General features: G+C 68.8%; 16 protein-coding genes and 1 pseudogene. 9 read left to right on the forward strand and 8 right to left on the reverse strand.

Annotation, left to right across the window (positions count from 1 at the left end):
• Positions 1 to 288 precede the first annotated feature (288 nt).
• On the forward strand, positions 289 to 591 hold the full coding sequence (locus BLV97_RS05990) for a DUF1344 domain-containing protein (RefSeq protein WP_092163980.1): 303 nt from the start codon (positions 289 to 291) through the stop codon (positions 589 to 591).
• A gap of 73 nt (positions 592 to 664) precedes the next feature.
• Here BLV97_RS05990 and BLV97_RS05995 read toward each other — a convergent pair whose 3' ends face one another.
• Positions 665 to 2,038, reverse strand: coding sequence for a M20/M25/M40 family metallo-hydrolase (locus BLV97_RS05995; RefSeq protein ID WP_035843325.1), 1,374 nt, complete (start codon positions 2,036 to 2,038; stop codon positions 665 to 667).
• 334 nt (positions 2,039 to 2,372) lie between these two features.
• Between BLV97_RS05995 and BLV97_RS06000 the strand changes: the two genes are divergently transcribed.
• The 5 genes from BLV97_RS06000 to BLV97_RS06025 all read left to right on the forward strand — a co-directional run bounded on the left by BLV97_RS06000 (position 2,373) and on the right by BLV97_RS06025 (position 8,343).
• Positions 2,373 to 2,981 carry a hypothetical protein gene (locus BLV97_RS06000; protein WP_035843321.1) on the forward strand — a complete coding sequence of 203 codons (609 nt, stop codon included), beginning with the start codon at positions 2,373 to 2,375 and terminating at the stop codon, positions 2,979 to 2,981.
• Between the two features lie 135 nt (positions 2,982 to 3,116).
• Complete coding sequence (gene hemA, locus BLV97_RS06005; RefSeq protein ID WP_035843317.1) at positions 3,117 to 4,346, forward strand: 5-aminolevulinate synthase; 1,230 nt, start codon at positions 3,117 to 3,119, stop codon at positions 4,344 to 4,346.
• A gap of 192 nt (positions 4,347 to 4,538) precedes the next feature.
• Positions 4,539 to 5,993: a helix-turn-helix domain-containing protein gene (locus BLV97_RS21525; RefSeq protein ID WP_035843314.1), complete on the forward strand. Its 1,455-nt coding sequence runs from the start codon at positions 4,539 to 4,541 to the stop codon at positions 5,991 to 5,993.
• Between the two features lie 223 nt (positions 5,994 to 6,216).
• Positions 6,217 to 7,404: a flavodoxin-dependent (E)-4-hydroxy-3-methylbut-2-enyl-diphosphate synthase gene (ispG, locus tag BLV97_RS06020; RefSeq protein ID WP_051646103.1), complete on the forward strand. Its 1,188-nt coding sequence runs from the start codon at positions 6,217 to 6,219 to the stop codon at positions 7,402 to 7,404.
• 87 nt (positions 7,405 to 7,491) lie between these two features.
• Positions 7,492 to 8,343, forward strand: coding sequence for a DUF1236 domain-containing protein (locus BLV97_RS06025; RefSeq protein WP_081825081.1), 852 nt, complete (start codon positions 7,492 to 7,494; stop codon positions 8,341 to 8,343).
• Between the two features lie 134 nt (positions 8,344 to 8,477).
• Here BLV97_RS06025 and BLV97_RS21930 read toward each other — a convergent pair whose 3' ends face one another.
• Positions 8,478 to 8,798, reverse strand: coding sequence for a YciI family protein (locus BLV97_RS21930; RefSeq protein WP_425285084.1), 321 nt, complete (start codon positions 8,796 to 8,798; stop codon positions 8,478 to 8,480).
• 84 nt (positions 8,799 to 8,882) lie between these two features.
• Between BLV97_RS21930 and BLV97_RS21935 the strand changes: the two are divergent.
• A pseudogene (locus BLV97_RS21935) lies at positions 8,883 to 8,984 on the forward strand (hypothetical protein); the annotation flags it as partial.
• A gap of 84 nt (positions 8,985 to 9,068) precedes the next feature.
• Positions 9,069 to 9,707, forward strand: a complete 639-nt coding sequence (locus BLV97_RS06035; protein WP_244520972.1) for a LysR substrate-binding domain-containing protein — start codon at positions 9,069 to 9,071, stop codon at positions 9,705 to 9,707.
• 271 nt (positions 9,708 to 9,978) lie between these two features.
• On the opposite strand, the gene BLV97_RS06040 is transcribed toward BLV97_RS06035, so the two are convergent.
• Positions 9,979 to 10,761, reverse strand: a complete 783-nt coding sequence (locus BLV97_RS06040) for a DsbA family protein (protein ID WP_035843312.1) — start codon at positions 10,759 to 10,761, stop codon at positions 9,979 to 9,981.
• A 256-nt stretch (positions 10,762 to 11,017) separates the two neighbouring features.
• Between BLV97_RS06040 and BLV97_RS06045 the strand changes: the two genes are divergently transcribed.
• Positions 11,018 to 11,464, forward strand: coding sequence for a GNAT family N-acetyltransferase (locus BLV97_RS06045; RefSeq protein WP_035843310.1), 447 nt, complete (start codon positions 11,018 to 11,020; stop codon positions 11,462 to 11,464).
• Between the two features lie 28 nt (positions 11,465 to 11,492).
• On the opposite strand, the gene BLV97_RS06050 is transcribed toward BLV97_RS06045, so the two are convergent.
• The 5 genes from BLV97_RS06050 to BLV97_RS06070 form a co-directional block, all read right to left on the reverse strand.
• On the reverse strand, positions 11,493 to 12,377 hold the full coding sequence (locus tag BLV97_RS06050) for a transglutaminase family protein (protein WP_035843309.1): 885 nt from the start codon (positions 12,375 to 12,377) through the stop codon (positions 11,493 to 11,495).
• Positions 12,378 to 12,380: 3 nt separating this feature from the next.
• Positions 12,381 to 14,780 carry a circularly permuted type 2 ATP-grasp protein gene (locus BLV97_RS06055; RefSeq protein WP_035843307.1) on the reverse strand — a complete coding sequence of 800 codons (2,400 nt, stop codon included), beginning with the start codon at positions 14,778 to 14,780 and terminating at the stop codon, positions 12,381 to 12,383.
• Between the two features lies 1 nt (position 14,781).
• Complete coding sequence (locus BLV97_RS06060) at positions 14,782 to 18,141, reverse strand: transglutaminase family protein (RefSeq protein WP_035843389.1); 3,360 nt, start codon at positions 18,139 to 18,141, stop codon at positions 14,782 to 14,784.
• 166 nt (positions 18,142 to 18,307) lie between these two features.
• Entirely contained in the window at positions 18,308 to 19,954 is a 1,647-nt protein-coding gene (locus BLV97_RS06065) for an amidase (protein WP_035843304.1), read from the reverse strand.
• Between the two features lies 1 nt (position 19,955).
• Entirely contained in the window at positions 19,956 to 21,758 is a 1,803-nt protein-coding gene (locus BLV97_RS06070; RefSeq protein WP_035843302.1) for a gamma-glutamyltransferase family protein, read from the reverse strand.
• Between the last annotated feature and the right edge of the window lie 32 nt (positions 21,759 to 21,790).

The following is a 21,790-nucleotide window of genomic DNA, read 5'->3' on the forward strand; positions in this document are numbered from 1 at the left end:
TTTTCCAGCCCGAAGGCAAGGCCCTCGCGCTGCTTTCATTGTTCGACAAATACGCCGGGGGCGCAGGGGGCGGAGCCCCGGCAAGACGCTGTCTCAAACACGCGCGACTCACCGCAGATCACACCGGCGTGTAGACGCTTGATCCCTCTTTATCGGCGCCGCGATTGGAGTATGAGCAACTTTGCATCCGGGGCGTCCGGGGTGGCCCGCTGGTTCGGGCCGCGGGCCCGAACCGCCACGACGGATGTGTTGCCCGCAGCCGATGGCCGGGCTTTTTGGAGCTACGCGATGCGTAAAGTTCTGCTTCCCCTTGCCACGATCGCGGCCCTCGGCTTCGCCGGTGCCGCCATCGCCAAGACCGAAATCACGAAGGGCGACGTCAAGGCCTTCGACGCCAAGACCCACACGCTGACGCTTGCGGACGGGATGAAGTTCCGTCTCAAGCAGCGCTACAAGCCGCATGCCTTCAAGGCCGGCGAGAAGGTCGAGGTGAAATGGGAGATGAAGGGCAAGACCCACGAGGCCCTGCACGTCTACGCCCTCAAATCCGCACCGATGAAGAAGAAACCGGCACCGGCGAAGAAAAGCTGAGACCGTTTTTCAGGGTCGCTTGCGAACGGGGGCCGTTGCGCCCCCGTTTTTTGTTGCCGTGGCCGCCGATCGGCTAGCCGGCGATGCGATCCAGGATGCGGGCCCAGCTGCGGATGCCGTGGTGGAAACTCGCCAGGTCGTATTTCTCGTTCGGCGAATGGATCTGGTCGTCGTCGCGGCCAAAGCCGATCAGCATCGCGTCCATCCCCAGGATCTGCTGGAAGAACCCCGCGATCGGGATCGAGCCGCCGCAGCCCACATAGGCCGCCGGCACGCCCCATTCCTCGGACAGCGCGGCGCGCGCCGCCTCGAAGGCGGGGTTGGTGATCGCCATGGTCGAGGCCGGGCTGCCCTCGGGTTCGGACCAGACCAGTTCGCAATCGGCGGGCAGTTGCGCCGAAATCCAGTCGCGGAAGGCCGACAGGATCTTTTCGGGATCCTGGCGCGACACCAGACGGAAGCTGACCTTGGCATGCGCCTCGGCCGGCAGCACGGTCTTGAAGCCCGCGCCGGTATAGCCGCCCCAGATGCCGTTGATCTCGGCCGTAGGGCGCGACCAGATCATTTCCAGCGGGGTGCGGCCGGCCTCGCCCGCCGGCTCGGACAGCCCGACGCCGCCCAGAAAGGCCGCATGATCGAAGGCCAGCGCCTGCCATTGGGCGCGCACCGTGTCGGGCAATTCGTCCACATCGTCGTAAAAGCCCGGCACCTGACAGCGGCCCTGATCGTCGAACAGCCCGCCCAGGATCCGCGTCAGCACCCGGATCGGGTTCTGCGCCAGCCCGCCATACATGCCCGAATGCAGATCGCGGCTGGCGGCCTTGACGGTGAATTCCACCTTGGCCAGACCGCGCAGCATGGTGGTGATCGCGGGGATCGCGGATTCGAACAATCCGGTGTCGCAGATCAGCGCCAGATCGGCCTTCAACTCATCCCCGTGCTCCTTCAGATAGGGGATCATCGAGGGCGAACCGCTTTCCTCCTCTCCCTCGAAGAACAGGGTCAGGTTGCCGGGCAGCGTGCCGTGGACATCCTTCCAGGCGCGGCAGGCCTCGACGAAGGTCATCAACTGGCCCTTGTCGTCCGAGGCACCGCGGGCGCGGATCACCTTGCCGTTGGGTCCGTCCTGCAATTCGGGATCGAAGGGGTCGCGGTCCCAAAGCGACAGCGGGTCGACCGGCTGCACGTCGTAATGCCCGTAGAACAGGATATGCGGCCCCGCGCCGCGGTGGTGTGCCACCACCATCGGATGGCCGGTCGTCGGACGGGCGCTGGCCTCGAACCCCAGATCGGTCAGCTCCTTCACCAGCCAGTCGGCGGCGCGGGCAGTGTCGGCCTTGTAGGCGGGATCGGTGGAAATCGACGGGATCCGCAGCAGCGCCATCAATCGCTCGACCGCCTCGGGCATGGTTTCGTCGATCCGCGCTAGCACCTTGTCGATGGGCATCGAAGCCTCCTGTCAGCCTGTATCGCGCGAACCCTAGCACCGGGCGAAGCGCTGTCCAGAGGCGGCGCCGGGGGTTTCACACCCCGTCGCCATCGTCGCTCGGACCGGTGGCGCCAAATGGCGACCCAGCGGAGTACTTGCGCCAAGATGAAGGAACACAAGCCTTGACGGGGCTTCTTGCCGGCGGGGAATGGTCGGGGAGGCGCCCGTGTCGCGCGCCGGCCGGGGCAAGACGGCGCCGCGGGCCGGCCCCGGCGGGGCGCCTGCGGTCGCGGGGGGCTGTTGTTCGGGGGGCGACTCGGCCTAGACTTGTGCCAGCAAGACGGAGGGCAGCATGCGCAACGTGATCTTCACCCTGGTTCTGGCCGTCGCGGCCCCGACGGCGCAGGCCGCCCTGGCCGCGCCGCTGCACGGCCGGGCGGCCGCGAAGGCGCTTTACGCCCCCCAGGGCGCGCAGGTTCGCGTGCTGAAGGTGAAGGGGGTGACCGCGAAGGACGCCCGCATCCTGAAGCAGGTTGGCGCGATGCAGAAATACTATGGCGCGATCGCGTTTTCGCCCGGCGACGGGCTGGTCAATGCCGCCACCGTCGCCGCCGCCAATTTCCATTCCCTCGAAGCCGCCGAACGTTCCGCCCTGAAGGCCTGCGACGCGCGGCGCAGCGCCAAGGCGCCCTGCGTCGTCGCCGCCCTGATCGAGCCCAAGGGCTATCGCCCGGGCGGCGCGCTCGGTCTTTCGTCGGAAGCCACCGAAGTCTTCGATCAGGTCTACCGCAAGCAGCACGCGCCGAAGGCGATGGCGATCTCGCGGTCGACGGGGCAGTTTGGGGTGGCCCAGGGCCGTGACGCCGAACGCCGGGCGCTTGCGACCTGCCGCGCCAAGGTCGAGAAAGCTGAGAAAACGGCCGGAACACGCCCCGATTGCACAATTGTGATCGCAGATTGACGCACATTTGCGGTCCCTTCACGCGGAAAGCGGCATTTTGTACACTGGCCAGCGCCGGATTTGATGAATATCAAGGCAACACGCGAAAAGGACCGATAGGCCCGCACCCAGCCGCCCAGGGCAAGGGAGATGACGATGGACTATTCGAAGGCACTCGACGGGGCGTTGCAGGCCCTGCATGACGAGGGGCGCTACCGCGTCTTCATCGACATCGCCCGCGAGAAAGGCGCCTTTCCCAAGGCCTGCTGGACCCGCCCGGACGGGTCGAAGAAGGACATCACCATCTGGTGCGGCAACGATTATCTGGGCATGGGCCAGAACCCGGCCGTGCTGGCCGCGATGCACGAGGCGCTGGATGCGACCGGCGCCGGATCGGGCGGGACGCGCAACATCTCGGGAACCACGATCTATCACAAGCGGCTGGAGGCGGAACTGTCCGACCTGCACGGCAAGGAGGCCGCGCTGGTGTTCTCGTCGGCCTATATCGCCAATGACGCGACGCTATCGACCCTGCCGAAGCTGTTCCCCGGGCTGATCATCTATTCGGACGCGCTCAACCATGCCTCGATGATCGAGGGCATCCGGCGCAACGGCGGCGCCAAGCGGATCTTCAAGCACAACGACATCGCCGATCTGCGCGCCAAGCTGGAAGCCGACGACCCGGCGGCGCCGAAGCTGATCGCCTTCGAATCGATCTATTCGATGGATGGCGATTTCGGCCCCATCGAGGCAATCTTGGATCTGGCCCGGGAATTCGGCGCCCTGACCTATATCGACGAGGTCCACGCCGTCGGCATGTACGGCCCCCGCGGCGCCGGCGTGGCCGAACGCGACGGGCTGATGGGCCGGATCGACATCATCAACGGCACCCTGGGCAAAGCCTTTGGCGTGTTCGGCGGCTATATCGCGGCCAGCGCGAAAATGGTCGATGCGATAAGGTCCTACGCGCCTGGTTTCATCTTCACGACCTCGCTGCCGCCGGCCGTCGCCGCGGGGGCCGCGGCCTCGATCGCCTTCCTGAAATCGGCAGAGGGCCAGAAACTGCGCGATGCCCAGCAATTGCATGCCAAGATCCTGAAGACACGGCTTCGGGCATTGGGCATGCCGACCATCGACCACGGCAGCCACATCGTGCCGGTGCATGTCGGAGACCCGGTACATTGCAAGCAATTGTCCGATCTTCTGCTTGAGGAATTCGGCATCTACGTCCAGCCGATCAACTTCCCCACCGTGCCGCGCGGAACCGAACGGCTGCGCTTTACCCCCTCGCCGGTGCATAACCCCGGCGAGATCGACCACCTGGTGCGCGCGATGGACGCGCTCTGGGCCCGCTGTGCGCTAAATCGCGCCGACATGACCGCCTAAGACCCCATTGCTGGTGTTAATCTACCTTACCTGTGCTAGACTTGATCACAATAGCTCGACTGGGGATGAGTCGGGCGGGATGAGCTAGCGGATAAGCGTGGACGAAGCGCAACATGCCGTAGGTTGATCCGGCTTTGACGCGAATGTCGGGCAGATCCTGAAGGGCGTGCAGGCAGGCATGGGGCAGGTTGTATGATCGGGCGAAGGGGAACTCCTTCGGCGGGAGACGGGGTAAAACCCAGAGGGTTCGACGATTTCGAACTGCGCCTGGGCGATGTCATGCGCGGAGAACGCGCGACACTCGGCAAGTCGCTTCTAGATGTTCAGCGCGAATTGAAGATCAAGGCGACCTATGTCGCGGCGATCGAGAATTGCGATGTCTCGGCCTTCGAGACACCTGGCTTCGTCGCGGGCTATGTGCGTTCCTACGCGCGCTATCTGGGAATGGATCCGGAATGGGCCTATGGCCGGTTCTGCGAAGAGGCCGACTTTTCCGTCGCCCATGGCCTTTCCGGTGCCGTCGGCGGCAAGACCAGCACGGCCGGCGGCGGCGCGACGGGCTGGGGCGCGAAGGCCGCGAATTCCAAGCCGGGGGCCAAATCGGGGACCAAGGCACTGCCCGGATCGCTGGGCGGATTTGGCTTGGGCGGGCGCGGCGCACCGAAGGACGGCGCGAAATCCGTGCGCGCGGCCCCACAGGCCAAGCGCATGACCCATCGCGACCCGTTGGCCAACCCCAATGCCACCTTCGTTCCACGCTCTCCGGCGCTGCTGACCGAATTCGAACCCCGCGCGCTGGGTTCGCTTGCCGTGCTGATCGCGCTGATCGCGGGCCTGGGCTACGGCGGCTGGGCGGTATTGCAGCAGGTGCAGCGCGTGCAGCTTGCCCCGGTCGATCAGGCCCCGGGCGCGGTGGCCGATCTGGACCCGCTGGCCAATGTCGCCGCCGCCCCGGACCAGCCCCAGGGCAAGACCGCCGACGTGACCCTGCCCTCGAACGACCAGATGGACCGGCTTTATCGTCCGCAGGCGCTGCAGGTGCCGGTGATGGTGGCCCGCGACGGCCCGATCGCCGCGATCAAGCCCGGCTCTCTGGGGGCGCTTTCGGCCTCGGCGGATGATTCCGCAATGGATCTGGCCGATGGCGCGTCTACTACCTCTGCCACTACCTCTGCCACGCAGACCGCCAGCGGCCAGGATGCCGTCGCGGCCGCGGCCAATGCCGCGGTGGCCTCGCTTGCTGCCGGCGCGGCAGTGGGCGACGGACAGATCAAGGTGGTCGCCGACGCCGCCCCCGCCGTGCAGGTACTGGCGGTGCGCCCGGCCTGGGTGCGGGTGCGTGCCGCCGACGGCACCGTGCTGTTCGAGAAGATCCTCGACGCGGGCGAGCGCTACACCGTCCCCCAGAATGCCGAGCCCGCGACCCTGCGCGCCGGCAATTCCGGCGCGGTCTATTTCATCCTCGACGGCAAGGCCTATGGTCCGGCCGCCCCGGGCGCGCAGGTGATCAAGAAGCTGACACTGACGGCCAAGAACCTCGAGGACAGGTACAAGATCGCCGACCTGGCCCGCAACCCGGATCTGGCCGGGGCCGTCGACGTGGCCCAGGCACAGCCGCAAAAGACGCCGGGCCAGGCCTCGCAATAGGGTCTGGCGCGCCGCCGGGGTCTTCGACCGCCACCCTGGGCGCGCTCGGCGTGGTGATTTACCTGCCGGGTGAACGCGCCCGGGGCCGTGCTCCGGCCCGGGCCATGGCGGTGGCAACATTCACCCAAAGAATAAGAGCACGGCGGATGGCAAGGCCCGGTTGATGGCGGCGCCGTGCCGGGCTATCTGGGGGGCAGCGCCGCCGCCATTGCAGGAGCCCGACATGAGCCACAACCCCGTCCGCCCCTGGCGCGACATCGCGCGCCGCAAATCGCGCCAGATCATGGTGGGCAATGTCGCCGTGGGCGGCGATGCGCCGATCTCGGTGCAGACCATGACCAACACCGTCACCTCGGACGTCAAGGCCACCATCGAACAGGTGCAGCGCTGCGCCGACGCGGGCGCCGACATCGTGCGCGTCTCGACCCCCGACGAGGCCAGCACCCGCGCCCTGCGCGAGATCGTGGCCGAAAGCCCGGTGCCGATCGTCGCCGACATCCATTTCCACTACCGTCGCGCGATCGAGGCCGCCGAGGCCGGCGCCGCCTGCCTGCGCATAAACCCCGGCAACATCGGCGACCAGAAGCGCGTGAAGGAGGTCATCAAGGCCGCCCGCGACCACGGCTGTTCGATCCGCATCGGCGTGAATGCCGGCAGCCTGGAAAAGCACCTGCTGGAGAAATACGCAGAGCCCTGCCCCGACGCGATGCTGGAAAGCGGGCTCGACCATATCAAGATCCTGCAAGACAACGATTTCCACGACTTCAAGATCTCGATGAAGGCCTCGGACGTGTTCATGACCGCCGCCGCCTATCAGCAGTTGGCCGACGCCACCGACGCGCCGATCCACCTGGGCATCACCGAGGCCGGCGGGATGCTGTCGGGCACGGTGAAATCGGCGATCGGGCTGGGCAACCTGCTGTGGATGGGGATCGGCGACACGATCCGCGTGTCGCTGTCCGCCGACCCGGTGCAAGAGGTCAAGGTCGGCTACGAGATCCTCAAGAGCCTGGGCCTGCGCCACCGCGGCGTCACCATCATCTCCTGCCCGTCCTGCGCGCGCCAGGGCTTCGACGTGATCAAGACGGTGGCGGAGCTGGAGGACCGGCTGGCACATGTCACCACCTCGATGAGCCTGTCGATCATCGGCTGCGTGGTGAACGGCCCGGGCGAGGCGCTGATGACCGATCTGGGCTTTACCGGCGGCGGGGCGGGCAGCGGCATGGTCTATGTCGCGGGCCGGCAGAGCCACAAGATGTCGAACGACCGGATGATCGACCAGATCGTCGAGATGGTAGAGAAGCGCGCCGCCGAGCTGGAGGCCGAAGCCGCCGCCGAGGCCGCCAAGACCGCCGAAGCCGCGCCGGATGCGGATCCGGTCGCGCGGGTTCCGCAGAAATCCGCTCTCTAAGGGACTATTTCGCGCCGGACGGCGGGAACCTGCCGGGTCCGCCCCCGCGGGACCGGCAACTTGGCGCCGATCCGCCGGGGGCCTGCCATGGACCCGGATCCGGGGCAGCCGGTCGCCGGTTGTGGCAGCATCGAGGCGCGGATGTTCCGTCGCCTGAAACGGAGGATGCTAGTTATGTCCACGATGTCAAAAAAGAATATCCTGCTGGCCACCGCGGCCGTCTCGGCGATGGCGCTGTCGGGCGTTTCCGTCGCCCAGGCAGAGACGGTGAACATCACCCAGCATGCAGACGGCAGCACCACCTCGCGCACCGTCAACAATGACGGCTCGGTCACCACCACGACCACGACCCGCGCCATGGTGGTCAGTCCCTCGGTGATCATGGCCGGCCCGGGTACCACCTATACCCAGATCGAATCCGTGCCCTCGAACGCCGATCTGGCGCTGCAGGGCTGCCTGGCCAGCAATGACTGGTGCGAGGTCAGCTATGGCGGCAAGACCGGCTGGGTCTCGGCCCAGAACATCCAGGTGGTGTCGGACGGTCAGGCCTATGCCGTAGGCCAGGCGCCTTCGAAGGTGCAGATCGAGACGCTGCACTACAACAAGAAGCGCGTGCGCAACGACGCTGCCGCCGGTGCGATGGCGGGCGCGGTGACCGGGGCTGCCGTCGGCGGGCCTGTCGGCGCGGCCGTGGGCGGGCTGGTCGGTGCCGCGACCGGCGCGATCGCGACCGGTCCGGACAAGACGGTGACCACCTATATCACCGAGCACCCGGTTCCCGCGGCGCAAATCTCGGGCACCATCCGCGAAGGTGTGGAAATTCCCTCGGGCGTCGCGCTGACGCCGGTGCCGCAATCGAACTACGCCTATTTCTATGCCGACGGGCGGCCGGTTGTGGTGAACCCGCAGACCCGCACCGTGGTGCGCGTGATCCACTGATCCGCCCCGCGGAAGCAAGACAGGAATGCGTCGCGTCGGACCCGGACGCTTGCGGCGGAAGCCCAAGGCCCCACCCCCGCGACAGCATTCCCAGCTGAACAGCTTGGCCGCCGAGACAGTCTCGGCGGCCATTTTCATGCTGCACCCTGGTGAACCCGGTTCCAGGCAAGGATCCGGTGCGTCGCGCGCAAGCCCGAGGGCCAGAACGGATCCCGGCGGATCAGGGTTTCGATGTCCCGCGCGTCGTCGGCCTCTACCAGCCACAGGCCGCCCGCCGGATTGCCGGCTTCGGCCAGCGGGCCGGCGGCCTTGATCTGCGGGTTGGCCTGCAGAAACTTCAGATGCGCCGCCATATGTCGGCGCCGCAGGTCGGATGGCGCATCCGGATTGTCCTTGAAAAGCACCACATAGATCATCTTGCATCCCTTCGCGTCGGCGGCAGTTTCCGAAAACATCGCACTGCATGAACGCAGCTTGAAGAAGCTTTCGTGCAGTTGCAGACTGCGTTGATGCAGGATTGGGACGATCTCAGGCTGATCATGGTTGTTGGGCGACGCGGCGGGCTGGCGCCGGCCGGGCGCGATCTTGGCCTGCATCCGACGACGGTCGCGCGCCGGCTCAATGCGCTCGAAGCGCGTCTCGGAGCGGCGCTGACCATCCGCGCGCACGACGGGCATATCGCGCTGACCGATGCCGGCCGCAGCCTTGCCGAACATGCCGCGGTGATGGAGACCGAGGCGCGCAAGGCTCATGAGGCGCTTGGCCGGTCCGTCGCGCGGATCGAGGCCGTCGTGCGCCTCACCGCCGTTCCCGTCCTGACGGACAGGTTCCTGGCACCACGTATTGGGACGCTCCTGGCGGCGCATCCCGGGCTGCGCGTGGAACTCGTCGCCGATGCCCGCGACCTCAACCTGACCCTGCGCGAGGCCGATCTTGCGATACGCCTGGCGCGGCCCACGGCGGGTGGGGCACAGGTTACGGCGCGCCGCATCGGCGATCTGACCTATGGGGTCTTCGGCACCCCCGATGCACCGGCCAGGTGGATCAGCTATGACCCGTCGCTTGCACATCTTCCGCCCGCAGGCTTCATCGCGGCGCAGGGCGGAACGTCGGCCGCTGTGGCGGTGACAGACGCCAATACCGCCCAGGAAGCCGCGGCCGCCGGGCTTGGCTGGGCGGTCCTGCCGGTGATCGTCGGCGCCGCCGATCCAAGGCTGGTGCGGATCGCCGCGGCGCGCCCGCCGGCGCGCGAAGTCTGGCTTCTGTCGCATGTCTCGCAAAAGGGGCTGGCGGGCGTCGCCGCCGTGGCCGACTGGCTGGCAGGGCTCGACTGGTCCGCGCGCCAGATGACATCCGGCGCGTAGAGGCGCGCCGCAGCCGCCCCTGGACACGCCCCGGGCCGGGCACACCGCGGTTCGCCGACGGCGCCTTGGCAAGCCGCCCGGATCAAGGGCGACGCCGGCCCTTCCGGGGTGCCAGCGACCTGTCCCGCCAGAGCCGGCCTTTCAATGCCCCCTTCCCCCGCTGCGCCGCGCTCGACGCCGCGCCGGTGGTCACACCCGTCCGCGGGATCCTTCCGCCCCGGGGGAATGCGCCCGACGATCTTGGCTGCCAGCCTGCGGGCGAGATGCCCCGTCAGCCGTCCTCGCGCCGGGTCTGGGCGATCAGACCCCGCAGTTGCGCATAGGGCACATAGCCACGCAGCAGCTGGTCGCCCAGCACGAAGGTGGGCGTTCCGTTGATCTGCAACCGATCCGCCAGGGCGCTGTTGCGCGCCAGGATATGCGCCACCTCCGGGCCCGCCATCGCCGTCTTCACCGCGTCGAAATCGACGCCGATCTTGCCGGAAAGACGTGTCAGCGCGGCGTCGTTGATTGGGCCGGTCAGTACCATCAGCGCATCATGGGCCTTGGCATAGGCCGCGTCCCCCGCCACCTGACGCACCGCCAGCGCATAGCGTGCGCCGACCACCGAATCCGGCGTCAGGATCGGCAATTCCTTGACGATGAAGCGAACCTTGCCATCCGCCTTCAGCAGCCGGGTGATGTCGGGAAGCGCCTTGCGGCAATAGCCGCATCGGTAATCCATGAACTCGACCAGCGTGACGTCGCCATCCGGATTGCCGCCGACCCAGGAGGTCGGGTCGTCGAAGATCGCCTTGGCATTGGCCTTGATCAGCGCCGCGTCATCGGCGGCCTGGGCCTCGGCCTGGCGCGCCTGCAGCTTGTCGATCGCCTCGACCAGCACTTCGGGATGTTCGAACAGATAGGCCCGCACCGCCCGGCCGAAATCGGCCTTCTGTTGCGGGGTCATATGCTTGAGATCGAACCCGTCGGCGGCCGCGGCGGCCCCGGCCGACAAAGCCAGTCCCAGTGCCGCGGCCAGCAGCGCGCGGTGGGGGGGCCGGAAACGGATCATGCGCTTTCTCCCTCTTGGTCGCGTCCGGGACAGCCAGGCCCGAATCCGCCTTTTCCCAAGCATCGCAGATCGGCGGGACAGGACAATCCCTGCGCGGCTTTGCCGCAAAAGCGCACCCCCGGCATCCGCCTTCGCGCCCCCCCCCGCGCACTGCCCCATTTGCCCCACGGCTTTCTGTGGTGCCCCAGCACCCTGCCCGGCCCTTGCCGATCCCGCCGCGTCCGCCTAGCAAGGGCCAAACCACCGGAGGGAGACCATGCCGCAGACCGAGATCCGCTTTGCCGAGGCCGGGGACGAAGCCGCCTGGCGCGCGCTGTGGGCCGCCTATCTGGCGTTCTACGACACAAGACTGCCCGAAGCCGTGACCGACGCCACCTGGGCGCGCATCCTTGACCCCGCCCATCCGATGGGGCTGCGGCTGGCACTGGTCGACGGGGCGCCTGCAGGCTTTGCGCTGCACCTGCCGCATGCCTCCAGCTGGTCGCCGGGCGACGATTGCTATCTAGAGGACCTGTTCGTCGATGCAAGCGCGCGCGGCCGGGGCCTGGGCCGGGCGCTGATCGAGGATCTGGTTGCATTGTGCCGCGACCGGGGCTGGGCGCGGCTTTACTGGCTGACCGATCGCGACAACCAGCGTGCCCGCGCGCTGTACGACAGCTTCACGCCCAGCGACAATCACCTGCGCTACCGGCTGAAACCCTGATCGGCCCCCCGGCGCGCGCAACCGGCCGCTAGGCCGGATCCAGCGGCACCACATCCACCGCATGTTCGGTATGCTGCCCGCCGGTGGACCGCAGCGTGCCCCGCACCGGCGCGACATCGGCATAGTCGCGCCCATAGGACACCACGATGTGGTCGTCGCGCACGAAGGTGTCGTTGGTGGGGTCGAATTCGACCCAGCCCATGTCGGACCCGCACCAGGCGCGCACCCAGGCATGCATCGCATCCGCGCCCTCCAGCCGCGGCTGGCCCGGCGGCGGCAGGGTGCGCAGGAACCCCGACACATAGCCCGCCGGAATGCCCAGGCCCCGCAGGCAGGCGATCATCACATGGCTGAAGTCCTGGCACACCCCGCGGCGCTGCGCGAAGGCCTCGGCGGTGGGCGTGCGCGCATCGGTCGCCGCGGCGTCGAAGGCCATTTCCCGGTGCAGCGCGCCCCCCACCGCCTGCACCGCCTGCAGCGCGCTTTGCCCGGCGCCGGCATGGTCGCGCGCGAAGGCGGTCATCTCGGGGTCCGGCGCCACCCGGGCGGAACGGCCGAGGAAATGGTGCGGCGCCTCGGGGCCCAGGTCCTGGCAGGCGCCGATCTCGGCCTCCAGCCCGGCCAGGCGCGGCGACAGGTCCATCCCCATCGCCGGGGTCGTCTGCACCGTCTGCGCCTTGAGCGAAAGCGAAATGCTGTCGATCGGCTCGTGATAGGCGATCCAGGTGGCGCCATTGCCGAAGAAATCGAGACCGTCCCAGCGCTCTTGCGGGGCGGGATCGACCGTCAGCAGGCTTGCGACCACGCCTTGCCGCCCCGGCACGACCCGCGGCAGCAGATGCAGCAGGTTGCGCGCCTGGTCCGAGGCGAAATCATAGGCGTAATCGACCCGCAGCGTGATGTCGTAGCGCATGGCCTACCTCAGATACTCCGCCGACAGCAGGTCCGACACTACCGCCAGCTCATTGCGCAGCCCCGAAAGGGCCTCATCCGTCAGCGCGTCGGGCGCGGCCACGGCAAGGCGGGCCTGCAGGGGCAGGATCGCCCGCATCAGTGCCGAGGGGCGGCCGTCGCGCCCGGCCCCGGGCATCCGGGCGGCGAGGTCGAGCATCTCCGTCAGTTGAAACAGGATCGCGCGGGGGTTGTTGGGGTCCAGCGCCAGCAGGTCGATGACGCTGTCGCGCGTAGCCTCGCCACGGTAGCGGCGGCGGTGGGTCATGACGCTGTCGCCCAGTTCGACCACGATCTCGGCCGCGCCCTCGGGCGCCCCCTCGGCGACCAGGCCGGCCAGGATCGCCGCCAGCGCATCGCAACGCTCGACCGCGCGGCCGAAGGCCAGGAAGCGCCAGCCGGCGAAGCGGTACATGTTCTCGTGCACCAGACCCGCGAAACCGGTGAGCTTGCGCAACAGCACCCCGGTCGCGCGGGCGGCGTCATCGCCCGGCCGCACCGTGGCCGCCATCTGATCCAGTGTGCGCGACAAATCCTGCAGCGCCGCCCAGCCGTCGATCGAGAAACGGTCGCGCACCTTGCCCGCGCAGGCCCCCGCCGCCGCCAGCGCCGCGGCCACGCCCGAGGGGATCGCCTGGGCGGCGTCCAGGTCCACCTCTGCCATGAAGGCCGACAGATGGGCCGGATGCGGATCGTCCGGGCTGCCCGCTTCCAGCAGGCGCAGCTGATAGGCGCGCGCCAGCCGCAGCGCGGTCTCGGCGCGTTCGACGTAGCGGCCCAGCCAGTAGAGGTTTTCCGCCGCGCGGCTGGGCAGCGATTCGGGATCGGCCAGCTGCCGGGTGCCGGGCGGCAGCAGCGTCTCGTGCGGGACCGGGCCGTCGGCGACGATCCAGACATCGGCCACCGCGCCGCCGCGCTGCATCGCCAGCGCCGTCGCGTCGTCCGAAGCCCCGATCCGCGCATAGCCGCCGGGCATGAAGGTCCAGCCTCGCGGCGTGCGCGCCGCCGTCACCCGCACGGTCATCGGATGCGGCACCAGCCGCCCCTCGTACCAGGCCGGCGCGGTCGACAGCGTCACCAGTTCCTGCCCGACCAGCAGCGCGCCCTCCTCGTCGATCCAGGCGTCGATCGAATCGCGCGCGCCCGAGCGGAACTCGCCCCCCACCGCCGTCGTCGCGCCGATATCCAGCGGCAGGTCATGCGCCAGGGCGCCAGCGATCATCATGCGGCCGGCGTTTTGCTTGACATAGGCGCGCTCGGTGGGCTGGCCGCACCACCAAGTGGCGATGTTGGGCAGGCGCAGGGCCTCGCCGGTCAGCACCGTGCAGACCTTCGGCAAGAAGGCCATCAGCGCGCGCATCTCCAACACGCCCGAGCCCAGCGCATTGATCAGGTTCACGCGGCCCAACCGCGACGCATTCACCAGCCCCGGCGTGCCAAGCTGGGATTCCTCGTGCAGTTCCAGCGGGTCCGTGTAATCGGAATCGACCCGCCGCCACAGCGTTCCCAGCGGCTGCGGCCCCTCGATCGTGCGCACCATCACCTGGCCGTCGCGCACGGTGATGTCCTCGCCCTCCAGCAGCAGGGCGCCCAGATAGCGCGCGATATAGGTATGTTCGAAATAGCTGGCGTTGTTCGGCCCCGGGGTCAGGATCGCGGTGCGGCGGTTGGCGGTGCCGGGCAATCCGTCCATCGCGTCGCGGAAGGCGCGGAAGAAGCCGGCCAGCCGGTGGATGTTCTCGCGCGGGAAGAGGTCATTGAAGATCCGCGTGGTGGCCATGCGGTTTTCAAGCGCGAAGCCCGCCCCCGAGGGCGCCTGCGTGCGATCCCCGATCACGAACCACGATCCATCGGGATTGCGGCTGATCTCGAACGACACGAGATGCAGGAAATGCCCCGAGGCCGGCCGCACCCCCACCAGCGGGCGCAGCCATTCAGGGCTGCGCGCCACCAATTCCGCCGGCAGATGCCCCTGGCGCACCAGATCGGCGGGGCCGTAGAGATCGGCCATCACCGCTTCCAGCAGATCGGCGCGCTGGGTCAGCCCGTCGCAGATGTCGGCCCATTCGCCTTCATGGATCAGCACCGGCACCGGGCTGAGCGGCCAGTCGCGTTCCGGCGCGGGCGTGGTGGCATATTGGCGGAAATAGACGCCCGCGTCGCGCAGATAGGTTCGGCCGCGCGCGAAATGTTCCTCGATCTGTTCAGGCGTCAGCTTTGCCAGATGGTCGATCAGCGGCCGCCAGACCGGACGCAGGCCGCCGCCGGCGTCGAACAGTTCATCCGCCACCCCGGGCTTGGGAACATAGCCCGCCAGCAGGGGCGGCAGATCGGGGGCCGGGCTTGGCGCGTTCCCCCCGGTCATATCAGTTCAGTCCCGGCGCGCGGCGCAGATCGAGGGTCATCGGAAACTCCGGATGCGTCCGCTCCGGCAGGGGGCGGTAGCTGCCGGCAGAGTGACCGAACGCCTCGAACCGCGCAAGACGGCGCGCGCCGGCCTCGTTGCCGTTCACCGGGAAGGTATCGTAATTGCGCCCGCCCGGATGGGCGACGTGATAGGTACAGCCGCCGATCGCCCGTCCCGACCAGTCGTCGTAGATGTCGAAGGTCAGAGGCGCGTTCACCGGCAGCACCGGATGCAGCGCCTCGGGCGGCTGCCAGGCCTTGAAACGCAGGCCGCCGACCGCCTCGCCCGCCGTGTCAGTACGGGTCAGCGGCACCGGGCGGCGGTTGCACATCACCCTGTAGCGGTCGGGATACTGGGTGGTCAGCTTCACCTGAAGCCGCTCGACCGAGCTGTCGGTATAGCGCACGGTGCCGCCGATCGCGCCGGTTTCGCCCAGCACATGCCAAGGCTCCAGCGCCTGTTTCAGCTCCAGCTTGGTGCCCTCGGCCTCGACCTCGCCGCAGAAGGGAAAGCGGAATTCGGCCTGGGCCTCGTACCAGATCGGATCCATGGGGTAGCCGTGGGCGGAAAGATCGGCCAGCAGATCCAGAAAATCCCGCCACAGGAAATGCGGCAGCATGAAGCGGTCGTGCAGCAAGGTGCCCCAGCGCACCGGGGTGCCGGTGATGGGCGCCTTCCAGCAGCGCGCGATGATTGCCCGGATCAGAAGCTGCTGGGCCAGGTTCATGCGGGGATGCGGCGGCATCTCAAACCCGCGGAACTCGACCAGGCCCAGCCGCCCGGTGGGACCGTCGGGGGAAAAGAGCTTGTCGATGCAGATCTCGGCGCGGTGGGTGTTGCCGGTCACGTCGGTCAGCATGTTGCGCAGCAGGCGATCCACCAGCCAGGGCGGCGGCGTCTTGGCCGCGTCCGCCGGCGCCGGGATCTGGGCCAGCACGATCTCCAGCTCGTAAAGCGTGTCGTGGCGGGCCTCGTCGATTCTGGGCGCCTGGCTGGTCGGGCCGATGAACAGGCCCGAGAACAGGTAGCTGAGCGACGGGTGCCGCTGCCAGGTCAGGATCAACGAGCGCAGCAGGTCCGGGCGACGCAGGAAGGGGCTGTCGTTGGGGGTCGCGCCGCCCACCACCACATGGTTGCCGCCCCCCGTTCCGGTGTGGCGGCCGTCGATCATGAACTTGTCGGCGCCCAGGCGGCACAGGCGCGCCTCATCGTAGACCGCCTCGGTGGTGGCGACGCAATCTTCCCAGCTGTGGGCGGGGTGGACGTTCACCTCGATCACGCCCGGATCGGGGGCCACGCGGATCACGTTCATCCTTGGATCATCGGGCGGTGCGTAGCCCTCGACATGGACCTTGAGGCCGGCGTCGCGGGCGGCGTCCTCGGCGGCGGCAAGCAGATCGAGGTAATCCTCAAGCGATTCCACCGGCGGCATGAAGACGCAAAGCCGCCCGGCGCGCGGCTCTACCGACAGCGCGGTGCGAACGGCGCCCGCGCCCAATTCCTGCGCGACGATGTCCTGCACCGGGCGGGTGGGCGCCGGGGCCGAGACCGGCTGGCGGTGTTCGGGGGTGGCCTTTGGCAGGCCGCCTTCGGTGCCGGCCTCGGCGTGGTAATCGGGCAGCGGACCGCGCGGTGCGCTGGGATCGGTGATATAGGTATAGGGGAATTGCGCCGGCGGCACATGCGGCAGCGTGCCCAGCGGCAGCCGGTAGCCCACCGGGCTGTCGCCGGGGACCAAATAGAGGTGGCCACGCCGCGGTTTCCATTTCTCGGACCGCCAGCGCGGGCCCGTGGCCTTGGCCTGCCAGCGCTGGATCGGCAGGATGTAGCCCGAGGGTTCGGTCAGCCCCCGTTCGAAGACCCGGGCAATGCGGGCGCGTTCCTCGGGGTCCTTGAGCTTGCTGTTCTCGGGGGTCACGTTCTCGGGCAGGTTGCCTTCCTTGATGATCCACTCGGCCGGATCCTCGTAGGCCGGCACCACCAGATCCGGCGCCACGCCCAGCCGTTCGGCCATGCCCGCCAGCAGTTGCGCGGCCTGATCCGGGCCGGCGCCGGTCTGTTCGGCTTCCCGCGCGATCAGGCCTTCGTCGCGCCACACGGGCCGGCCGTCGCGCCGCCAGTAAAGCGAGAAGGTCCAGCGCGGCAGGCTTTCGCCCGGATACCACTTGCCCTGGCCGTAATGCAGAAAGCCGCCCGGCGCGAAGCGGTCGCGCAGGCGCCGGATCAGCCGGTCCGCCAGCCCCCGCTTCATCGGGCCGACAGCATGGGTATTCCACTCGGCGCTCTCGAAATCGTCGATCGAGACGAAGGTGGGCTCTCCGCCCATGGTCAGGCGCACGTCGCCCGCCGCAAGATCCGCATCGACCTTGCGGCCCAGATCGTTCAGCCGCGCCCAGGCCTCGTCCGAGAACGGCCTGGTGATGCGCGGATGTTCCGCGACCCGCCGCACCTGCATGTCGAAATCGAACGTGACCTCGGGGGTGCCCGCGCTTTGGTAGCCGCCCGAAATCGGCGCGGCATTGCGAAAATGCGGCGTCGCGGCCAGCGGGATATGGCTTTCGCCGGCCAGCAGGCCGCTGGTCGGATCAAGGCCGACCCAGCCCGCGCCGGGGATGTAGACCTCGACCCAGGCGTGCAGGTCGGTAAAGTCGTGATCCGTCCCCGAGGGCCCGTCGAGCGCCTTCACATCCGGGGTCAGCTGGATCAGGTAGCCCGACACGAAGCGCGCGGCAAAGCCCAGATGGCGCAGCGCCTGCACCAGCAGCCAGCTGGAATCGCGGCACGATCCGCGCCCCGCCGTCAGGGTTTCCTCGGGGGTCTGCACCCCCGGCTCCATCCGGATGGTGTAGTCGATGCTGCCGGCCACATGGCCGTTCAGCGCGACCAGGAAATTCACCGTGCCGCGTTCGTCCTTCGGGACGGTTTCAAGGAACTGCGCCAGCTTCGGGCCCACGGGTTCGGGCGCGCGGTAGATCGTCAGATCGTCGCGCAGATCGTCGGGATAGTCGAACGGCCAGGTCTCGGCCGCCTCCTCGACGAAGAAGTCGAACGGATTGTAGACGGTCATGTCCGCGACCAGGTCGACCTCTATCTTCAGTTCGCGCACCGGCTCGGGGAAGACGAAGCGCGCCAGCCAGTTGCCATAGGGATCCTGCTGGTGGTTCACGAAATGCCCGCCGGGCGAGACCTTTAGCGAATGCGACAGCACCCTTGTGCGGCTTTGTGGTGCCGGACGCAGGCGGATGATCTGCGGCGAAAGCCTGACCGGGCGATCATAGCTGTAATGCGTCCGGTGGTAGAGACTTGCATAGATGGCCATGATCCGCCGCCGATCGGGTTGGTGAGCCCTCCCTGTATGGGCGAAATCGCGGCGTTCGCCCATAGCGGCCTGCGGTTCTTTGCCGACCGGGATCGTTTTGGCGGCGAAGATGCCTGCGGATCGATCATTTCGCCGGATCCGGGCCGGCCCCGGCGACCGATGGCGATCACTCCGGCAGGCCCGGCCGTTGCGCCGCCACGCCCAGGCGGGCCTCCAGCGCGCGGCCCAGGCGCAGGATCGTGCCCTCGTCGAACAGCCGCCCCCAAAGCGAGATGCCATGCGGCACCCGGTAGGGCGGCCCCGGCGCGATCATCCGCGCCTGCGCGCCCAGCGTGTTGCGCGGCCGTGTCCCCGATTGCACGAAGCCCGCGCGCAGATGCAGGCAGGGATGGCCGGTCATGTTGGTGATCAGCAGCATCGGTCCCGTGTTGAACGGTCCGATCACCGCATCGACATCGCGAAACACCGCGTCCATCGCCTGCATGACCCGATAGCGCAGCCGGTCAAGCTGTACGTGATCCACCGCCGACAGGAACCGCGCCATGCGGAACCGGTTGGGCCAGGCGCCCGCGTCCTGGCGCGTCAGCTGGTCGTCGACATCGCCCAGCGTCAGATCCTCGAAGATCGCGGCGGCCTCGGCGCTGAGGATCTCCATCAACGCGGCATAGGGCAGATCGGGCAGCCGGATTTCCTTCAGCGTCACGCCCAGGCCGCGCGCGGCCTCCAGCGTGGCGCGGTCCAGCTCGATCGCGCCCGCCGCGTCGTCGAAGGCCTCGGGCAGATAGCCCAGGCGCAGGCCTTCCACCCCTGCCCCGGCGTCGTAGGAAAACGGCGCCTCGATGCCGTCGCGATCGCCCGGCTCGGCCCCGTTCAGCGCCGCCAGCACCATCGCCGTGTCCTCGACGCCCCGGCAGATCGGCCCGATCTTGTCGAGCGAGGGACACAGCGCCATCGCGCCGCGGCGCGGCACCCGGCCGAAGGTGGGCCGCAGGCCGGTGGCGCCGCAGCGCTCGCTGGGGTTGGTGATCGACCCCAGCGTCTCGGTCCCGATGGCAAAGCCGCACAGCCCCGCCGCGACGGCCGAGGCCGACCCCGCCGACGACCCGCCCGAGCCTTCGTTCAGGTTCCAGGGGTTGCGTGTCGTGCCGCCGTACCAGACATCGCCCATCGCCAGCGCGCCGAGGGTGGATTTGCCCAACAGCACCGCGCCGGCGTCGCGCAGCCGTTCCACCACCGCGGCATCGCGGTCGGGGATGCAGTCGCGGAAGGGCTCGGCGCCCCAGCCGGTGGCGATGCCCTCGGTGTCGAACAGATCCTTCAGCGCATAGGGAATGCCATGCAGCGGCCCCAGATCCGTGCCGGCGGCGCGCAGCTGGTCGGCGCGGTCGGCCTCGGCCAGCGCGCGGTGCGGGGTGACGGTGGCAAAGCAGAACAGCCGCGGGTTCAGCGCCTCGATCCGGGTCAGGTAGATCTCGGTCAGCGCGCGGCTGGTCAGCGCGCCCCGCGACAGCCAGGCCGAAAGCACCGGCAGGGGGGCGAAGGCGATATCCTCGGGGTCGTCGGGCAGCGGGCCGGGATCGACCTGCGAGAACCGCAAGGGCCCGGGATCTGGCATGCGGAAATCGCCCAGCCGCGGGTCGAAGCGCAGCGCCGGCGGATCGGCATTGTCGAAACGCACCGCGCGGCGCGCGGCGGCGGACAGGATCTGCGCCTCGATGCCTTCCGCGATCAGGGCGCGCTCGTCCTCGGTATAGCTGACGCCGGCCAGCACCTCGGAGGCGGCGATGTCCCTTGTCCCGATCCTGCCCGCCATGTCAGCGCCCCACCGCATAAGCCTGCATCAGCCGCGGCGTGGCGGCGGCGCGCATCAGGCCGGAGGCATCGCGCTGCGCCGCGGTCAGGCGGCCCACGGTCCAGGGTTCGGCCACCTCGACGCGGTGGCCGCGGGCGCGCAGATCGGCGATCGCGGCCTCGCCCAGCGCCGGTTCGACCATCAGATGCCCGGGGTTCACCCCGCGCGGGTAGAACGAGGCCTGGAAGCTGGTGGTGTGGAACAGCGGCGCGTCGATCGCCTGCTGCAGATTGGCGCCCGAATGCACCAGCCGCAGCAGGAAGATCAGCTGCCACTGGTCCTGCTGATCGCCGCCGGGGGTGCCGAACGCCAGCCGCGCCCCGCCCGGCCGCGCCGCCATCGAGGGCGACAGCGTCGTGCGCGGCCGCGCGCCGGGCTTGAGCGAGGTCGCCAGCCCCTCGTCCAGCCAGAACATCTGCGCGCGCGAATTCAGCGGCATCCCCAGCCCCGGCACCACCGGAGAGCTTTGCAGCCACCCGCCCGAGGGCGTGGCCGAGACCGCGTTGCCCCAACGGTCGATCACGTCGATATGGACGGTGTCGCCCCTCTTCTCGGTCGGGTGCTTTTCGGTCAGATGGGCCATCGTCGGCTCTCCCGCGCCGACGCCGGCCTCCAGCGTCTCGCGCGCCGCGCGCGCCACCGCCGCCGCGGCCCAGGCCTCATACCCCGCGATCGCGCCGGGGCGCTGTTCCAGCGAAGCGGACGCGCCGATCAGCGCGCTGCGGCTGCGGGCATAATCGCGCGACAGCAGCGTCTCGACGGGGATCTCGGCGAAGTCCGGGTCGCCGTAATAGGCCTCTCGGTCGGCGAAGGACAGCTTCATCGCCTCGGCCACGGTATGGACGAACTCGGCGCCGTTGGGATCCATCGACGCAATCTCGGTGCCTTCCAGCGTGCGCAGCGATTGCAGAAGGCTTGGGCCCTGCGACCAGGGGCCGGGCTTGAACACCTCCCAGCCGTGGTAATCGACCGAGACCGGGGCCTCGTAGCTGGCCTGCCAGCCCGCCATGTCCTGGCCCGTCAGCACGCCCTTGCGGCGCCCGCCGGCGGCATCCATCACGCAGGCGTCGCGCATCCAGCCGTCGATCGCCTCGGCGATGAAGCCCTGGGAAAACGCCGCGCGGGCCGCGTCGATCTGGGCGGCGCGGGCGGATTTGGCCTCGGCCTCCGTCAGCAGGCGCTCCCAGGTGTCGGCCAGGTCGGGGTTGCGAAACAGCGCCTCGGGCCGGGGCACCTGCCCGCCGGGCAGCCAGGTGGCGTAGGACGTGGGCCATTCCTCGCGGAAGAAATCGGCCAGACCGGCGATGGTGTTGGACACCCGCGGCAGCATCGGATGGCCGGCGCGGGCGTAGTGGATCGCCGGTTCCAGCACCTCGCGCAGCGACAAACGGCCATGGTCGCGCAAGATCAGCATCCAGCCGTCGAAGGCACCCGGCACCACCGTGGCCAGAAGGCCCGAGCCGGGGATCATCTGCAGCCCCTCGGCGCGGTAATGGGCGATGGTGGCGCCGGCGGGCGCCGTGCCCTGGCCGCAGACCACGGTGGGGCGATCGTCCTCCGCAGGCCAGATCAGCGCGGGCAGATCGCCCAAGGGCCCGTTCAGATGCGGTTCCACCACATGCAGCACGAAGGCCATGGCGACGGCCGCGTCGAAGGCGTTGCCGCCCTGTTCGAGCATCCGCATCCCCACGGCGGAGGCGATCCAGTGGGTCGAGGTGGCGACGCCGAAGCTGCCCAGGATCTCGGGTCTTGTGGTGAAGCTCATGTTCTGTGTCCCTGCGTCTGCCGGCCGGTGGA

The organism is Allgaiera indica (genome assembly GCF_900106675.1).
Classification (GTDB): Bacteria; Pseudomonadota; Alphaproteobacteria; order Rhodobacterales; family Rhodobacteraceae; genus Acidimangrovimonas; species Acidimangrovimonas indica.

What these genes read in the sequence shown, in the direction of transcription:
- BLV97_RS05990 (WP_092163980.1), top strand. Translation starts at nt 289, where the DNA reads ATGCGTAAAGTTCTGCTTCCCCTTGCCACGATCGCGGCCCTCGGCTTC.
- BLV97_RS05995 (WP_035843325.1), bottom strand. Translation starts at nt 2,038, where the DNA reads ATGCCCATCGACAAGGTGCTAGCGCGGATCGACGAAACCATGCCCGAG.
- BLV97_RS06000 (WP_035843321.1), top strand. Translation starts at nt 2,373, where the DNA reads ATGCGCAACGTGATCTTCACCCTGGTTCTGGCCGTCGCGGCCCCGACG.
- hemA (WP_035843317.1), top strand. Translation starts at nt 3,117, where the DNA reads ATGGACTATTCGAAGGCACTCGACGGGGCGTTGCAGGCCCTGCATGAC.
- BLV97_RS21525 (WP_035843314.1), top strand. Translation starts at nt 4,539, where the DNA reads ATGATCGGGCGAAGGGGAACTCCTTCGGCGGGAGACGGGGTAAAACCC.
- ispG (WP_051646103.1), top strand. Translation starts at nt 6,217, where the DNA reads ATGAGCCACAACCCCGTCCGCCCCTGGCGCGACATCGCGCGCCGCAAA.
- BLV97_RS06025 (WP_081825081.1), top strand. Translation starts at nt 7,492, where the DNA reads ATGGACCCGGATCCGGGGCAGCCGGTCGCCGGTTGTGGCAGCATCGAG.
- BLV97_RS21930 (WP_425285084.1), bottom strand. Translation starts at nt 8,798, where the DNA reads ATGTTTTCGGAAACTGCCGCCGACGCGAAGGGATGCAAGATGATCTAT.
- BLV97_RS06035 (WP_244520972.1), top strand. Translation starts at nt 9,069, where the DNA reads ATGGAGACCGAGGCGCGCAAGGCTCATGAGGCGCTTGGCCGGTCCGTC.
- BLV97_RS06040 (WP_035843312.1), bottom strand. Translation starts at nt 10,761, where the DNA reads ATGATCCGTTTCCGGCCCCCCCACCGCGCGCTGCTGGCCGCGGCACTG.
- BLV97_RS06045 (WP_035843310.1), top strand. Translation starts at nt 11,018, where the DNA reads ATGCCGCAGACCGAGATCCGCTTTGCCGAGGCCGGGGACGAAGCCGCC.
- BLV97_RS06050 (WP_035843309.1), bottom strand. Translation starts at nt 12,377, where the DNA reads ATGCGCTACGACATCACGCTGCGGGTCGATTACGCCTATGATTTCGCC.
- BLV97_RS06055 (WP_035843307.1), bottom strand. Translation starts at nt 14,780, where the DNA reads ATGACCGGGGGGAACGCGCCAAGCCCGGCCCCCGATCTGCCGCCCCTG.
- BLV97_RS06060 (WP_035843389.1), bottom strand. Translation starts at nt 18,141, where the DNA reads ATGGCCATCTATGCAAGTCTCTACCACCGGACGCATTACAGCTATGAT.
- BLV97_RS06065 (WP_035843304.1), bottom strand. Translation starts at nt 19,954, where the DNA reads ATGGCGGGCAGGATCGGGACAAGGGACATCGCCGCCTCCGAGGTGCTG.
- BLV97_RS06070 (WP_035843302.1), bottom strand. Translation starts at nt 21,758, where the DNA reads ATGAGCTTCACCACAAGACCCGAGATCCTGGGCAGCTTCGGCGTCGCC.